This window comes from Hominimerdicola intestinalis (genome assembly GCF_054655215.1).
This window is the reverse complement of sequence record NZ_BAAHNZ010000020.1, coordinates 1-15,110: the sequence shown is the minus strand read 5'-3', so window position 1 is coordinate 15,110 and position 15,110 is coordinate 1. Positions and strand designations below refer to the sequence as shown.

Here is a 15,110-nt window from a genome sequence, read left to right as displayed (position 1 = left end):
GCGGCGGGAGATGTATGCTCTAAGTGACTTCTTAATCATGGTTTTTGTCATGGTTAGTGAAGCAGTCACTTAGAGCATTTTCATTTCAGGAGGTACAGCCATGAGAAACGAGAAAATCACCCCTCTGTACGAGCGTTTGAGCCGCGATGATGAGTTACAGGGCGAGAGCAATTCCATATCGAACCAGAAAAAGATGTTAGAGGACTATGCCCGCCGGAACGGGCTGCCAAACCCCACCCACTTCACCGATGACGGCGTATCAGGAACCCGCTTTGACCGTCCCGGCTTTCTGGCGATGATGGAGGAAGTAGAGGCCGGACGGGTGGAGGCCATCGTCATAAAGGACATGAGCCGCCTGGGGCGCGACTATCTGAAAGTCGGCCAAGTCATGGAGATTTTGCGGCAGCGCAGTGTCCGGCTGATTGCTATCAATGACGGTGTGGACAGTCTGAAAGGCGATGATGATTTTACCCCGTTCCGCAACATTATGAACGAGTTTTACGCCCGCGACACCAGCCGGAAAATCCGCTCTGTGTTCAAGTCCAAAGGCATGAGCGGCAAGCACCTGACCGGCACTGTCATTTACGGCTATTTGTGGGACGAAAAGCGGGAACACTGGCTTGTGGACGAAGAAGCCGCCGCTGTGGTACGCCATATTTTCGCGCTTGCGATGGAGGGCTACGGCCCCTATCAGATCGCAACCAAGTTGTCAGAAGAAAAAATCGAAATGCCTGCCGTTCACCTTGCCCGCTATGGCGAGGGAGTGAACAAAAATAAGACCTTTGCGGATATTTATCGTTGGAGTGCCTCTACCGTTGTTGAAATCCTGAAAAAGCGGGAGTATTTAGGCCATACGGTCAATTTCAAGACCCGCAAGCACTTCAAGGACAAGAAAAGCCACTATGTAGATGAAAGTGAGTGGACGATTTTTGAGAACACCCATGAGGCCATTATCGACCAGGAAACCTTTGACAATGTGCAGCGTATCCGGGGAAACGCCAGACGCTACCCGGACGGCTTTGGGGAGGCCCATCCTCTGACCGGCCTGATGTACTGCGCCGATTGCGGCGGCAAGATGTATGTTCACCGCACATACAATGGCAAGCGCGTCCCGCAGTACACTTGCGGCCAGTATGGGAAATACCCTATCGGCTCCCTTTGCCCTACACAGCACCGTATCAAGGCCGAAGCCGTTCTAACCCTGATTGCCGATATGCTCCGGGCCATCGCAGAGTATTCCAAGAATGACCGGGCCGAGTTTATCCGCACCGTCCAGGAAACGCAGGCCGCCCAGCAGACCGCCGACATATCCAAGAAGCGGAAACGGCTGGCCGCCGCCCAAAAGCGGGCCGGGGAACTGGAACGGCTGATTTGCAAAATCTATGAGGACAACGCCCTGGGTAAGCTGCCGGACGCCCGGTATGAGGCCCTGGACGCACAGTATGCCAAAGAGCAGGACGCTCTCAATGCGGAAATCACGGAACTGGAAAAGGCCGTTACCGGCTATGAGCAGAGCCGGAAATCTGCGGAGAAGTTTATTGCCCTGATTGACAAGTATGAGAATTTTGACACGCTGACAAATACCATGCTCAACGAGTTTGTAGAGAAAATCCTTGTCCATGAACGCGCCCGCAAAGGCAGCCAGGACACCACGCAGGAGGTTGAAATCTACTTCAACTTTGTGGGCCGGTATATCCCGCCCGCCTTGCAGCCGGTTCCCCTGACCCCGGAGGAACAGGAAGAACTGCGGAAGAAGGAGGAACGCAAGGACAGGCTTCACCAGAACTACTTGCGCCGCAAGGCAAACGGCAAGCAGAAGGAATGGGAAGAACGCTACAACGCCAAGCGTAAGGCCCAGGTGGAGGCGGCGAAGGCCGCGATCCGGGCCGAGGACATGGAAAAAGGCATTTTTATCCCTGTCAGCCAGTTACCCAGGCAGGAGCCGCGCAAGGCCGCCTTATCGGCCAGCGCCGCAGTTTAACCATCACAGTGCAAAGGAGAATGAACATGAGCGAATTGACTTACACCCGCTGCGGGGATTACTACATCCCCAACCTGAAACTTTCCGAGCAGCCGGAACCCCCCATTGGCAAGTATGGCCGTATGCGGCAACGCTACCTGAAGGAACACCGGCCCGGCCTTTACAGCAGCTTGATTTTGAGCGAAAAGCTGTACCCGCACCTGTTGGAGATTGACCGGGCGGCGCGGGAGCGGATGGACGCCATGCTGCCCCGGATGATGGAGGCGGCAGGCGTTACCGAGGAACTGAAAGCCCGTGACCCTATGCGCTGGGTGGGGCTGATGAACACGCTGAAAGCGCAGATTGACGAGTTGATTTTGTGCGAATTGGTTTATAGTTAAATTACCAAAAGGCAGAGAGTGATTACGCTCTCTGCCTTTTGGTGGGGATGAGAACATTTCTTCCACTTGACTATGCGGTTGCTTTTGGTATATCATTAAATTAGTCGCAACTAACTGCTGTGGAGGGAGCAACGAATGATGACATATGGAAGCCAATATCTTGGCAAACTATATAATGACCTCATAGCAAATTCACCGCAAACAATCTCGATGGATATTCCCTCTGATATGGGTAAAGGAAGAATTGCCCAAACAAAGATTAGACATGGAGTTATTCTTTCCGACTGGCAAATGTGCTATCAAGCAGATATGAATGTGCAAGGCACTGTCAGTAAGGAATATATGCAAATCATTTTTTGCTTGAATGACGGGATTTCCTGGGGGATTATGGACGAACAGCGTTCTGTCACTATTCAGAAGAATGAGTCCTGCATTTATGCTGGGCATGGGGGAACAGAATATATATGTTATAAGAAAGACAGCAATTTCTCATTCAAGAGCATAAAAATCCCCATTCCTTATTTCTCTCATCTCCTCGCAGATTACTTTGACGGGCAGGAGGTAACTGCTTATGAAAAGAAACTTCTCAACGGAATTTCTAAAGTTCCAGTAACACCCGTCATGGAACAGCTTTTAGCGGAGACGAGCCGTTTTACGCAATATCGTGGTGGATTGGGTTATTTGTATTTGGATGGCAAATTACTGGAATTATTGTCTATTTATCTGGGAGAAGTACTTGAATTAGATATTTTGATGGGCAAAAACATTTCTATGTCTAAGACCGAAAGGACTGCCATTATGGAGGCAAAACGGATTATAGACAGTCAGCTTGCATTTGCCCCCTCATGTGAAGAATTATCCCGTCTGGTACATTTGAGCGTAACAAAATTGACACGCGGTTTTTCATCATTTTACGGTATGCCAATCCATCAATATATTATTGAGCAGCGTTTAACACAGGCGGCACAGTTACTTTTGGAAGGAGACTGGAATGTAAGCGAAATTGCTGCGATTGTTGGATATGGAAAACCAAGCAATTTTGCAGCAGCCTTTAAGAAAAGATATGGAGTAGCACCAAAGAATTACCGTGAAAGTTACCTTGACGATACAAAAAAATAAGCGTTCAACCGTTTTTGGGTCAAAATGGGCAGGTTTTGGGTTGGATTAGTCTGCGATAACTGATATTCTATGTGGTGTGGTTAGGTTCTGCTAACTACACCACATTTTAATTTTCCAACAAAGTGAGGAGGCATGAGCATGAAACAAAAGTTGAATGCGAAAGACTTTATTCTCATCGGTGTCCTGACTGCCCTCATGTGGATCATCTGCATGATTATCAGCACCATTATGAGCGTGGCTGGCCCGGTGACAAATGTGTTTTACCCGTCCGTTGTTGCTATCCCTAATGGTATCGTGATGATGCTCCTGCTGGCCAAAGTGCCAAAGAAGGGTGTATTCACCATCTGTGCCGCCATTCAAGCCATTCTGTTCCTGCTGGTGGGCGCTTTCTGGTTCATCCCCATCGGTCTGGTGATTGGCGGTGTCGTCTGCGACTTCCTGGTTATGGGCCGCAAAGAAATCACGATGAAATCCATGATGGTAGCGTATGCGCTGTTCAGTGCTATCTTTGCTTTCAGCGCCATCTGCCCCATCAAGTTCCTTCAAAGCGCCTTTGTGGGCGCGATGGAGAAGAACAACATCGCACCGGAGTACATCGAAGGGATGCTGAATATTACTTCTGTTCCAATGCTGGTAGTCATTGTAGCCGCCGGACTGATTGGTGGTCTGCTTGGCGGTTTTATCGGCCAGAAAGCGTTGAAGAAACACTTTATCAAGGCTGGACTCGTTTCAGTAAAATAACAGGAACAGCCCCCTGAAAATTCATCAGACAAACGCAGGCAAGCGGGCTGCCTGATTTTAGAGCGCGGGGCTGAATGTGGTCCCGCGCTTTGATTTTATAGGGAGGCATTGGAATGGAAGAAGCACAAATCAAACAGATTATTGAGCGGCAGCCCCTCCATGGGTCTGCGCTCTTGGACCCGCGCTGCAAGATCCTTCTCCTGGTTTGCATCGGCTTTGTCAGCTATTTCTTGGCCGGAGAAGTTGTCAGTCTTGTACTTATGCTGGTTTACGGATTGTTCATCGCCCTGGGTAATGGCGGAAAATGGGCTGTAAAGATGATAGTGACCTATATCATTGTCGCCTATCTCAATGCTCTGCTCCGTTATGTGCAGGTGCCGGTTTTAAGTGTGATTATGAGCGTGTTCGGCGTGACGGTTCTGAAACTGATCCCCATAGTAATGATGGGACTCTGGATATTGCGGACCACCTACATGGACGACCTGATGGTGGCTCTTCAAAGGATGCGGCTGCCGCAGGCAGTCACGATCCCTCTTGTGGTCATGTTCCGCTATATACCTACTTTACGGATTGAATACCGGCAAATCCGCAGCACGATGGATATTCGAGGTATCAGCGATACCCTCTGGAAACGGGTATCGCATCCGCTGGCGACGATAGAGTATATTTTGATACCGCTGCTGATGCGGTGCCTGAAGGTCACGGATGAGCTGGCGGCATCAGGCACAACGCGGGGGTTAGAATTGGAATGCAAACGATATGCGCTGAGGCCGATCCGTTTTGCATGGCCGGAAATCATAGTATCTCTGCTGGGTGTTCTCTTTTTGGCTGGCCTGCTCCTTATTGACCAGACCAAAATCGGGGAAATCATTTTGTGGAGGGTGTGACGATGATCTCATTTCAGAATTTTAGCTTTCGATATGAAGAAAGTCAGGATTTTACTCTCCGTGGTATTGATATGACCGTACAGACTGGAGAATTTATCCTCCTGACTGGAAGAAGTGGCTGCGGCAAAACAACGCTGATCCGTTCCCTCAATGGCCTTATTCCACACTTTTATCCTGGAGAAATCAAAGGCGATCTGTTGATGGATGGCAAATCATTATTGGAGATGAAGCCTTCCGAGTTGGCCGGGCAAATCGGGACGGTGTTTCAAGACCCACGCTCTCAGTTCTTTATGACAGATACGACACGGGAACTGGCTTTCGGCTGCGAAAATCTTGGCCTTGCCCGTGAGAAAACGATTGAGCGAATTGCAAAAGCGGCAAAAGAACTGGAATTGGTGGACTATTTGAACAGAAGCATTTTTGCTTTGTCCAGCGGCGAAAAGCAACAGATCGCAATCGGCTCTGTATATGCACTCGCTCCAAAAGTTTATATTTTTGATGAGCCATCGGCCAATTTAGATTATGCCGCCACAAAACGGCTTGCCGAAATTATGGGGAAACTTAAACACGCTGGATATACCATTTTTGTGGTAGAACATCGCTTTTACTATCTTCGTGATTTGATTGACAGGGTTTTTCTTATACAGGAAGGGAAAATTGAGCGCGAGTTTACGAGAGAAGAATTTTGCTCACTGCCGGAAGAAACACGCATTTCCTACGGTTTGCGGACAGCATACCCGGAGCGTGATGCGGAGCATTATCAGGAAAAACCGCGCCCGCATAGCGGAACACATCTGATGGAGGTCCACAATTTAGGCTTTTCCTATAAGAAAGGCCCGGATGTGTTTCAAAATGTCAGTTTTGAAGCCCATGCGGGAGATGTGATTGGCATCCTTGGACACAATGGGGCCGGAAAGACAACGCTCTTATCCATCCTGACTGGTCTATTAAAGCAGCGGCGTGGGGAAGTTAGCTTAGACGGGAAAAAACTCACTCCACGGCAGAGGCGGTCGCTTTCCTATCTTGTTATGCAGGATACAGATTATCAGCTCTTTGCCAGCAGTGTGGAAGAAGAACTGTCCTTGGGAATAAAGGAGGATTGCAAAGAAAAAGTAGATGCCACTTTGGAGGCATTGGAGCTTTCAGAGTACCGGGAGCGTCACCCAGCCTCACTATCAGGCGGTCAAAAACAGCGCGTCACCATCGGCGCAGCAATCGTAAAGGATAGCCCAGTGATCTACTTTGACGAGCCTACCAGCGGTTTGGATTATGACTCGATGGTTCGCGTTAGCAATTTGATAGAACAGCTTTCTAATTCCGGAGTCATTGTTTTTGTGGTATCCCACGATTTTGAATTTATCGTCCGCACTTGTACGGAAGTGGTTCAGTTAGACGATCACGGAGCAATTCAAAATCACAGGCTTTCCCCGGAAATCTTGAAAACTCTTTCTGAAAAGTATTTTACCTGATGGGAGGTTAGACTTATGTTCCAAAAAGTATTTGAATACGCAGGGCCTCATAAAAAGGGGCTTTATGCGGCAACAGCGGTTGTGCTGGTCAGCGTCCTTATGGGGGTGCTTCCCTTCGTACTGGCCTACCAGGTGATCGCGCCGTTGGTTATGGGGGAAGCGATAGACGCCTCCTTCGTCATTCTTCGAGTGGTTTTAGTATTGGTATGCCTGGTTTTGCAGGCAATTTTCTACGGCTGGGGATTGAACATCTCACACAAGGCTGCCTATGACACGCTGCTGCGTCTGCGGACTGCTTTGCAAAAACGATTTGAGAAGTTGCCCCTTGGAGTGATCCAGGATAAAGGTACGGGAACAGTTAAAAAGCTGTTCGTCGATGATGTGGACAGCCTGGAAGTTCTGTTGGCTCACTCTATGCCGGAGGGTATCGCAAATCTAATGATCCCGATTGCGGTTTATGTGGCGATGTTTTTCGTGGACTGGAAACTGGCATTGCTGTCCCTGGCTTCTATTCCCATCAGCTTGATTGCCATGAAAACGATGTACTCCGTTGGCATGAAGAAAATGGGACCTTACTATATGGCCGGACAGAAGATGAATAATACCATCATTGAGTACATCAATGGCATGGAGGTTGTCAAGGTATTCAATAAGGATGCGGACTCCTATGAACGGTTCCGCAAAGATGTTTCAGATTATCGGGACTATACCTTGGAATGGTATAAGGCAGCATGGCCCTGGATGGCGATTTATAGTAGTTTATTACCCTGCACCATCATCCTCACCCTGCCCTTGGGCGCATGGTTTGTTCTTTCTGGCTGGTCGGCTCTGCCGGATCTGATTTTGGTGCTATGCCTTTCCTTGAGCATCGGTATGCCGCTGCTAAAATCTCTTGGGTTCCTGCCTACGATGCCGCAGCTTAACTATAAGATTTCTGCGCTTGAACAGGTTTTGGATGCACCGGAGCTTCAACAGACAGACGATGGGTTCCACGGAAAAGATGACACCATTACTTATGACCATGTTTCGTTTGCGTATCAGACCATGCAGCCAGGCCCGGACGGGAAACCTACGGTTGTGGAGGATGAAGTCCTCCATGATATTTCTTTTACCGCAAAGGCAGGGCAGAAAACCGCACTTGTAGGCGAGTCCGGTTCCGGAAAGAGTACCTTAGCCAAATTGCTAATCCATTATTATGACCCGCAAAAGGGCAGTATCTCCATTGGCGGCCAGAAACTTTGTGATATGAGTCTGGAGGCGCTGAACAGCCACATCTCCTATGTGGCGCAGGATCAATACCTGTTCAACACCTCGCTACTGGAAAACATCCGGCTTGGCCGACTGAACGCAACGGACGAAGAAGTAATGGAAGCAGCGAAGAAAGCCCAATGTATGGAGTTCCTGGAAAAACTGCCCCAGGGTATTCATTCTATGGCCGGTGACGCAGGAAAGATGCTCTCTGGCGGTCAGCGCCAGCGTATCTCCTTGGCGCGGGCAATCTTAAAGGATGCTCCTATTGTAGTGCTTGATGAGGCAACTGCCTACGCCGATCCAGAGAACGAAGAAAAGATGGAGGCCGCTATTGCAGAGCTTGTAAAAGGTAAAACCCTGGTTGTCATTGCTCACAAGCTACCTGCGATTATGAACGCCGACCAAATTTGCGTTATGGATCGCGGAAAACTGGTGGCAACAGGCAAGCATCAGGAGCTGATCCGATCCTGCCCTGAATATCAAAAGTTGTGGAAAGCGGCGCAGGACAGCGCCGAGTGGAAAGTACACACTGCAAAGGAGGGAAAATAAATGTTTGCTTTGTTTTCAAGAATTTTGAAACTCTCCGGTCGATATAAGGGCCGTATCCAAGGAGCATTTGTCTGCGCGTTTTTGGAGTCCATCCTCTCCAAAATGCCAATTTTCCTGGCCTTTGTAATTTTGAGCGGCTTTGCAGCCGGAACGCTGACCGGTCAGACTTGCCTCTATGTGGGCCTTGGTCTTGCTGCGGCTGTGCTTGTGCAGATGCTCGTACACTATCTTAGCGACAGCTTGCAAAGTGCGGCGGGATATTTGATGTTCGCTGATAAGCGTATGGAACTGGGCGGCCATCTGCGAAAACTTCCAATGGGATACTTCACTTCTGGCAACATCGGAAAGATCAGCTCGGTTCTTAGCACCGACATGGTGTTTATCGAGGAAGTTGCCATGAGTACCCTGGGCAATATGATGAGCTATCTGCTCTCCTCTCTGGTTCTGCTGGCTTTCATGTTTTATCTGAACTGGCAGCTTGGCTTGATTGCCGCCATCGTGACAATTCTGGTATGGCTGGTATCCAAGGGGATGAACAAAGTATCTCTTCGGGAGGCGGCGGGCCGTCAGGAACAGAGTGAACGGCTGACGGATGCCGTGTTGTCCTTTGTGGAAGGTATTGGCGTTATTAAGAGCTATAACCTGCTGGGTGAGAAGTCGGAAGAATTAACCGGGAATTTCAGACGGTCCAGAAATACATCCCTTGCCTTTGAGAGAAAAATGACCCCCTGGACCATGGGGCTGAATATCCTTTATGGTATTGGTATTGCGGCAATTTTCGGGCTGGCAATCTTTCTGGAACAGAATGGCGGCCTTTCCCTGGCTTATGTTCTTGGCGTTCTTCTGTTCGTATTTGATTTGTTTGGACCGCTGAAAGCACTCTATGGCGAGGCATCTCGCCTGACTGTAATGAACGCGGCATTGGATCGCATTGAAGCGGTATTGGATGAGCCAGAACTCCCCGATACTGGTAAGCAGCACTTGCCTTCCCAGGCACAGCCGGGGCAGCCGGAAGTACAGTTTAGCGATGTTGCTTTTGCCTATCAGGACAAAGAAGTGCTACACCATATCAATTTCGCTATGAAGAAAAACTCTATGACGGCTCTGGTCGGTCCTTCCGGTGGCGGTAAATCCACTATCGCAAATCTGCTGGCCCGGTTGTGGGATGTAAAATCCGGCAGTGTGACAATTAGAGGTGTGGATATTCGGAATGTACCCCTGTCGGAGCTGATGGATCAGATCAGTATGGTGTTCCAGCGGGTGTATTTGTTCCAGGATACGATCTATAACAACATCAGCATGGGAAAACCGGATGCCACGGAGGAAGAAGTCTATGAAGCGGCAAAAAAAGCCCGCTGCTATGATTTCATCATGGCTTTGCCTGACGGGTTCCAGACCGTGGTTGGAGAAGGCGGCGCTACGCTTTCCGGCGGTGAGAAACAGCGTATTTCGATTGCGCGCTGTATTCTGAAGGATGCGCCTATCGTTATTTTGGACGAAGCTACCGCAAGTGTTGATACCGACAATGAAAGCTATATTCAAGAGGCTATTTCAGAACTGGTAAAGGGTAAGACCTTGCTTGTGATTGCTCACCGTTTGAATACCATCCAGAATGCCGATCAAATCCTGGTAATTGACAACGGCCAAATCGCACAGCATGGCACCCACGAGGAACTTCTGGAGCAGCCGGGTATCTATCAGGATTTCGTCAATATCCGAAAGAGTGCTGCTGGATGGAGCCTGGTCTAACAGCGAAGGGAGGTCTTTATGAAACTTCATGCGTCCGGGGAGGACTATCTGGAAACCATCCTTGTTCTCCAAAAGAAACATGGCATGGTGCGCTCCGTGGATGTGGCCCGGCACATGGAGGTGTCAAAGCCCAGCGTGTGCCATGCAGTAGCCACCTTGCGGGACGGCGGCTTTCTCACAATGGACGAAGATCACTTTCTCCATCTGACCGATGTGGGCCGCGAGGTAGCCGAAAAAATCTACGAGCGCCATTGCTTCTTTACCGAGCAGCTTATCGCCGCAGGCGTTGACCCGGAAACTGCGGAGGCCGATGCCTGCCGGATTGAACACATTATCAGCGATGAGAGCTTTTCACGGCTGAAAGAGGCAGCCGCACAAGAGCAAGAATAAACCGAATAAGCCAAGCTATCCTGCCCCGCCAAACGGGGAAAGAAAAAAACCGTTGCGGGGCAGGTGGCTTTGTGCGCCTATAATGGATTTTCAGGGTACTGCGGCGGTTTTGAGTAACATCAAGGCCGCCGTTCCTTATGCCCTCGACAAAGGAGTGACGCCTATACGCTGACACGGCGGCTTTAGGAGGGAGCCGCCATGAAGCACACTGACCGCCGACAAATTCAGACGATATTTGCACTATCGTCAAAAAAATCCCGGCCACCAAACCGGCCCCGTCTGGCAGCCAGTGCGAAACTTGTCACAATGTAACTGAATACCGTATTTTTTGCGCTCGAATCGCTTCATGCAGTCCGGGCGCTTTTTCATACCTGTGGGGCCGGAACATCGGGCCAACATGGCCCGAACCTTGCCCCCGGTGCCGTTCCCCGCCGCCCCGTTCAGATTTTCCCGCAAAAATCTGAACGGAGGAAAGGCCGATGGAAGTCACCATCAATTACAACGGACAAGCTGTGGCCGTGGAGGTCACGCTGGAAGTCTATGAATTTCTTGACCGGGCCGACCACAAAGCCGAGAACCTGTCCCATGAGCAGCGGCGGCATTGGGATGGCCGGGAGTTTGACGAATACATAGTTGCCGCCGAGGGCGTAGGTATCTACGGCGAAACGCCGGAGGAATACCTTTGCCGCATGGAAACACTGGGCGAGCTGATGGCCGTCCTGGACACCTGCACCGTGGCCCAGCGCCGCCGGTTCCTGCTCTATGCCCTGGACGGGCTGACCCTTGCGGAGATCGGAACGGTGTGCGGCTGTTCCAAAGTATCCGTCTATGAGAGCATTGACGCGGTTCGGAAAAAATTTTTGAAATTCTTTGCGAACTACCCTAACGAATGACCCCTTTTCGGGCTACCAAGTGAAAGGGATTGTTTCCCTTATCCCAGCGGGAGGCGGACAGCGGACAAGCTGCCCGCCTCTCCCATTTTCAGGAGGTAAGCCTATGAAAACAATCAATCTGCGGTGGATTTATCCCCACTACCGGCATGACGAGTTTGTGGAGGTCAGCGATGAAGTTTGGGAGGTCATGCGGCAGGCCCAGCGCGAGATGAACAACTATGAGCGCCGGAAGGTCTACCATCGCGCCTACTACTCTCTGGACGCATATAGCTGGACGGAAAACTACGCGCTGGAACACGGCAGATCGCCGGAGGAAATTCTTTTGGAGCGTGAGGAACGGGCCGCCCATCTGCGGCTGCTGGCCGCCTTGCCGGAGGCACTGGCCCATGCCACCCCCACACAGGCCCGCCGCGTCCGGGCCTACTACATCGCCGGTATCAGCCAGCCGGAAATCTCCCGGAGGGAGGGCGTAGACAGCAGCAAGGTCAGTGTTGCCATCCGGCGGGGCCTGCGGAATATGCGCCGCTGCTATGACTGCCTTTTCCCGGCAGAATGAGGGCGGGCCTATGCAGACCATCAACCTCAAACAGTATTACCCGTTCTGCACCGAGGACACCTTTGTGGAGGTGTCGGATGAAATTGTCGAGGCGTTCCTGCTGGACAAGCGGGCCGAGGCCGCCAGGGAGCGCAAGATGTACCGCTACAAGGCGTTTTACTCCCTTGACTGCAATGATGGGATTGAGAACGCCGCCATTGGCTGGGCGCAGCCTTCGCCGGAGGATTGCCTGATGGAAAAGGAGGCGCAGGCCGAATATGCTGAACTGCTCCGTCGGCTCTATGAGGCGATTTCCTCTCTGCCCCCAACGCAGGCCCGCCGCGTCCATGCCCGGTATATGCTGGGGATGAAAGTGAAGGATATTGCCGCGATGGAGGGCATTACCCCATCCCAGGCGGGGAAGTCCATCCATGCGGCGCTCCGTCGGCTGCGCCGGTACTTCATACGCCGAAAATGGACAAACGGCCTATGAAAACCATCAACCTGAAAAAATACTACTACCCGATTTGCAAGAAGGACACTTTTGTGGAAGTGCCGGACGAGGTTGCAGACGCCATTGCGGAGGAAAGCCGCGCAGAGAACGCAAATGACGCCAAGCAGCACTATCACTGTTATTCTCTGGACGCATCCCCCGGCATAGAAAACCATTTCCCGGAACAGGTCATTTCCCCGGAAGATATTCTGATGGAGAAAGAAACGGAACGGGAACAGGAGGCCGCCCATGCCCTGATGATGGAACGGCTCCGGGAGGCCCTTGCCACACTGACGCCCCGGCAGGCAAGCTGCCTTCATGCCCGCTTTTGGGAGGGCAAGCAGTTTAAGGAGATTGCCGAGGCCGAGGGCTTCACGACATCAGCGGCCATTGTCACGGTTCGCAACGCCATTATCAAGTTACAGAAATATTATATCAAGCGCGGCTGGATGAAGCCGCCAAAGGAGAAAGCGATATGCACAAAGACAGCACCACCCAAGCGAAACAGAAAAAAGACGAGCGCGAAGAAGTCCTGAAGGAAATCCGGCAGCTTGAGAACCGCCAGAAGATTTTGGAGAACAAGCAGCGCAACGAGGAACGCAAGGCCCGCACCCGCCGCCTGATTGAGCGCGGGGCCATTTTGGAGGGCATTTTCCCTCTGGCCCCTGACCTTCCCGGCATAGAGGTCAAAGCGTTCCTGATTGCCCTGTCCCATCTTCCGGGGGCGGCGGAACTGTCCGCAAAACTGCCGAAATCCGGGGACAAGCCGTAAGTCCCTTGTTTACAAGGGCGCACTTATACACCGTTGCCGGTGTCGTGCGCCCTGCCGGGGGCTGTTGCGCTCTCCGAGCGCGATGGGGAGCTACACTCCCCAAACCCCTTGTGCGCCCCGCGCAGCCAAACACCCGCTTCGCGTCTGTTCGGCTCCACGGAGCCTGAAATATCCCCGCCGAAAGGAGGTGCCACCCATAGATTTTTGTCATATCCCCGTCAGTATCATCAAGCGCAGCGAGGGCCGTTCCGCTGTTGCCGCAGCCGCCTACCGAAGCGGGACCAAGCTGACGAATGAATGGGACGGCCAGACCCATGATTACACCCGGAAAGGCGGCGTTGTCCATGCGGAAATCATGCTGCCCGCCCACGCCCCGCGGTCATTTGCAGACCGCTCCACCCTCTGGAACAGTGTGGAGCAGATCGAGAAAGCCAGGGACAGCCAGCTTGCCCGCGAGATCGAGGCGGCTTTGCCCCGCGAACTGTCCAGAGAACAGCAGCTTGCCCTTGTCCGGGCCTATGTGAAGGACAACTTTGTGGACAAGGGGATGTGCGCTGATTTTGCCATCCATGACAAGGGAACCGGCAACCCCCATGTTCATATCATGCTGACCGTCCGGCCCCTGAAAGAAAATGGCGCATGGGGCGCGAAGTGCCGCAAGGCATACGACCTGGACGAAAACGGCCAGCGTATCCCGGATGGGAAAGGCGGCTGGAAGAACCACCGGGAGGACACCACCGACTGGAACGACAAAGGGAATGTGGAGATTTGGCGGGCGGCATGGGCGGCCTATACCAACCGGGCATTGGAGGCCGCCGGTCAGCCTGCCCTGGTAGATCACCGCAGCTACAAGCGCCAGGGCATTGATAAAATCCCCTCTGTCCACCTGGGGCCAGCGGCCAGCCAGATGGAGAAGCGCGGTATCCGCACCGACAAGGGAGAAGTCAACCGGCAGATCGCCGCCGACAACAAGCTGCTGGGGGAAATCAAGGCCCGCATTACCCGCCTCTACAACTGGTCTAAGGCCGAGGCGGAGAAACCGGAGGGCCAGCAGCCCAGCATGATTGACTTGTGGGAGGCCCAGCAGCAGCTCAAGCGGCCTGACACCCGCACCGGCAAAATCCGAGCTTTGCAGGAGAGCGCCGCCCTGTTCAGCTTTATGCAGGCAAACGGTATCAAGACCATGCAGCAGCTCCACGATAAAATCTCCGAGATGAACGGCAGCTACTATGACCTGCGGGGAAAAATCGTCAAGGCCGAGCGCCGGATCGCCACCCTCACCGAGCGCGGGGAGATGTGGGCGCAGTACAACAAGTACAAGCCCATCCGCAAGCAGCTTGCCAAGGTAAAACCGGAGAAGCGGGAACTGTTCGAGCAGCGCCACAGCCGGGAACTGATCCTCTATGACGCGGCGGCCCGGTATCTGAAGGAGCTGAAGGACAGCGGCGAGGAAATCACCCCCAAGGCATGGCAGCGCGAGATCGACCTGCTGACCGCCCAGAAGCAGGTGGACACCATCGACATGAAGGCCATGCGGGAGGAACTGAAAGCCGTTGAACGGCTCCGCAAAGCCGCCGACCAACTGGCCCGCCAGGAACAGGACAAGTCCCATGACCGGGGGCCGGAACGGTAAAGGGTACGGCGTTTTAGCGACCCCTTTCGAGGGCGTCGCGTTTCACGACACCCCTTTGCACAGAACTGTCAACATTCACACACGGAAGGAGATTGCCCTATGAAGCAGATTATTTTACCCGTCACTGTCCACCTGAATATCCGCCTGCCCCTTGCCCTCTTGCAGCCGGAACCGGCAGACGCGCCCACCGGCCCGGAGCCGGAGGCCCATGCCTGCCACGGCTGCGACAACTGCGGCGGGTGTGGGAAGTGCCAGCATGAAGAAAAGC

The 15,110-nt window shown here is 52.3% G+C and carries 15 protein-coding genes; all 15 read left to right on the top strand.

Features of this window, described 5'->3' with window-relative positions; all coding sequences use genetic code 11:
• Window positions 1-100: 100 nt before the first annotated feature.
• A complete protein-coding gene (locus ACYQ0H_RS12115) occupies window positions 101-1,981 on the top strand; it encodes a DUF4368 domain-containing protein (protein ID WP_459813115.1) in 1,881 nt (626 codons plus the stop codon).
• A gap of 26 nt (window positions 1,982-2,007) precedes the next feature.
• Window positions 2,008-2,361, top strand: coding sequence for a TnpV protein (locus tag ACYQ0H_RS12110; RefSeq protein WP_459813113.1), 354 nt, complete (start codon window positions 2,008-2,010; stop codon window positions 2,359-2,361).
• Window positions 2,362-2,496: 135 nt separating this feature from the next.
• Window positions 2,497-3,480, top strand: a complete 984-nt coding sequence (locus ACYQ0H_RS12105; RefSeq protein WP_459813111.1) for a helix-turn-helix domain-containing protein — start codon at window positions 2,497-2,499, stop codon at window positions 3,478-3,480.
• Between the two features lie 138 nt (window positions 3,481-3,618).
• Window positions 3,619-4,221 carry an MptD family putative ECF transporter S component gene (locus ACYQ0H_RS12100; RefSeq protein ID WP_087341198.1) on the top strand — a complete coding sequence of 201 codons (603 nt, stop codon included), beginning with the start codon at window positions 3,619-3,621 and terminating at the stop codon, window positions 4,219-4,221.
• Between the two features lie 113 nt (window positions 4,222-4,334).
• The gene (locus ACYQ0H_RS12095; protein WP_459813108.1) at window positions 4,335-5,108 is read left to right on the top strand and encodes an energy-coupling factor transporter transmembrane component T family protein; all 774 of its coding nucleotides are present in this window, start codon (window positions 4,335-4,337) and stop codon (window positions 5,106-5,108) included.
• A gap of 2 nt (window positions 5,109-5,110) precedes the next feature.
• The gene (locus tag ACYQ0H_RS12090) at window positions 5,111-6,577 is read left to right on the top strand and encodes an ABC transporter ATP-binding protein (protein ID WP_412937854.1); all 1,467 of its coding nucleotides are present in this window, start codon (window positions 5,111-5,113) and stop codon (window positions 6,575-6,577) included.
• 15 nt (window positions 6,578-6,592) lie between these two features.
• Window positions 6,593-8,377, top strand: a complete 1,785-nt coding sequence (locus tag ACYQ0H_RS12085) for an ABC transporter ATP-binding protein (protein WP_459813106.1) — start codon at window positions 6,593-6,595, stop codon at window positions 8,375-8,377.
• The gene (locus tag ACYQ0H_RS12080) at window positions 8,378-10,126 is read left to right on the top strand and encodes an ABC transporter ATP-binding protein (RefSeq protein WP_459813104.1); all 1,749 of its coding nucleotides are present in this window, start codon (window positions 8,378-8,380) and stop codon (window positions 10,124-10,126) included.
• Window positions 10,127-10,144: 18 nt separating this feature from the next.
• Window positions 10,145-10,516, top strand: a complete 372-nt coding sequence (locus tag ACYQ0H_RS12075; protein WP_459813102.1) for a metal-dependent transcriptional regulator — start codon at window positions 10,145-10,147, stop codon at window positions 10,514-10,516.
• A gap of 479 nt (window positions 10,517-10,995) precedes the next feature.
• Window positions 10,996-11,409: an RNA polymerase sigma factor gene (locus tag ACYQ0H_RS12070; protein WP_459813100.1), complete on the top strand. Its 414-nt coding sequence runs from the start codon at window positions 10,996-10,998 to the stop codon at window positions 11,407-11,409.
• 103 nt (window positions 11,410-11,512) lie between these two features.
• Window positions 11,513-11,965 carry an RNA polymerase subunit sigma-24 gene (locus ACYQ0H_RS12065; RefSeq protein ID WP_087150675.1) on the top strand — a complete coding sequence of 151 codons (453 nt, stop codon included), beginning with the start codon at window positions 11,513-11,515 and terminating at the stop codon, window positions 11,963-11,965.
• Window positions 11,966-11,975: 10 nt separating this feature from the next.
• The gene (locus ACYQ0H_RS12060; RefSeq protein WP_459813098.1) at window positions 11,976-12,437 is read left to right on the top strand and encodes an RNA polymerase sigma factor; all 462 of its coding nucleotides are present in this window, start codon (window positions 11,976-11,978) and stop codon (window positions 12,435-12,437) included.
• Complete coding sequence (locus ACYQ0H_RS12055) at window positions 12,434-12,973, top strand: RNA polymerase sigma factor (protein WP_459813096.1); 540 nt, start codon at window positions 12,434-12,436, stop codon at window positions 12,971-12,973. The genes ACYQ0H_RS12060 and ACYQ0H_RS12055 overlap by 4 nt, the downstream gene beginning before the upstream one ends.
• A complete protein-coding gene (locus ACYQ0H_RS12050; protein ID WP_087162341.1) occupies window positions 12,913-13,209 on the top strand; it encodes a DUF3847 domain-containing protein in 297 nt (98 codons plus the stop codon). Before ACYQ0H_RS12055 ends, ACYQ0H_RS12050 begins: the two co-directional genes overlap by 61 nt.
• Window positions 13,210-13,396: 187 nt before the next feature.
• A complete protein-coding gene (gene mobQ, locus ACYQ0H_RS12045; RefSeq protein WP_459813094.1) occupies window positions 13,397-14,842 on the top strand; it encodes a MobQ family relaxase in 1,446 nt (481 codons plus the stop codon).
• Window positions 14,843-15,110: the final 268 nt, after the last annotated feature.

What these genes read in the sequence shown, in the direction of transcription:
- ACYQ0H_RS12115 (WP_459813115.1), top strand. Translation starts at nt 101, where the DNA reads ATGAGAAACGAGAAAATCACCCCTCTGTACGAGCGTTTGAGCCGCGAT.
- ACYQ0H_RS12110 (WP_459813113.1), top strand. Translation starts at nt 2,008, where the DNA reads ATGAGCGAATTGACTTACACCCGCTGCGGGGATTACTACATCCCCAAC.
- ACYQ0H_RS12105 (WP_459813111.1), top strand. Translation starts at nt 2,497, where the DNA reads ATGATGACATATGGAAGCCAATATCTTGGCAAACTATATAATGACCTC.
- ACYQ0H_RS12100 (WP_087341198.1), top strand. Translation starts at nt 3,619, where the DNA reads ATGAAACAAAAGTTGAATGCGAAAGACTTTATTCTCATCGGTGTCCTG.
- ACYQ0H_RS12095 (WP_459813108.1), top strand. Translation starts at nt 4,335, where the DNA reads ATGGAAGAAGCACAAATCAAACAGATTATTGAGCGGCAGCCCCTCCAT.
- ACYQ0H_RS12090 (WP_412937854.1), top strand. Translation starts at nt 5,111, where the DNA reads ATGATCTCATTTCAGAATTTTAGCTTTCGATATGAAGAAAGTCAGGAT.
- ACYQ0H_RS12085 (WP_459813106.1), top strand. Translation starts at nt 6,593, where the DNA reads ATGTTCCAAAAAGTATTTGAATACGCAGGGCCTCATAAAAAGGGGCTT.
- ACYQ0H_RS12080 (WP_459813104.1), top strand. Translation starts at nt 8,378, where the DNA reads ATGTTTGCTTTGTTTTCAAGAATTTTGAAACTCTCCGGTCGATATAAG.
- ACYQ0H_RS12075 (WP_459813102.1), top strand. Translation starts at nt 10,145, where the DNA reads ATGAAACTTCATGCGTCCGGGGAGGACTATCTGGAAACCATCCTTGTT.
- ACYQ0H_RS12070 (WP_459813100.1), top strand. Translation starts at nt 10,996, where the DNA reads ATGGAAGTCACCATCAATTACAACGGACAAGCTGTGGCCGTGGAGGTC.
- ACYQ0H_RS12065 (WP_087150675.1), top strand. Translation starts at nt 11,513, where the DNA reads ATGAAAACAATCAATCTGCGGTGGATTTATCCCCACTACCGGCATGAC.
- ACYQ0H_RS12060 (WP_459813098.1), top strand. Translation starts at nt 11,976, where the DNA reads ATGCAGACCATCAACCTCAAACAGTATTACCCGTTCTGCACCGAGGAC.
- ACYQ0H_RS12055 (WP_459813096.1), top strand. Translation starts at nt 12,434, where the DNA reads ATGAAAACCATCAACCTGAAAAAATACTACTACCCGATTTGCAAGAAG.
- ACYQ0H_RS12050 (WP_087162341.1), top strand. Translation starts at nt 12,913, where the DNA reads ATGCACAAAGACAGCACCACCCAAGCGAAACAGAAAAAAGACGAGCGC.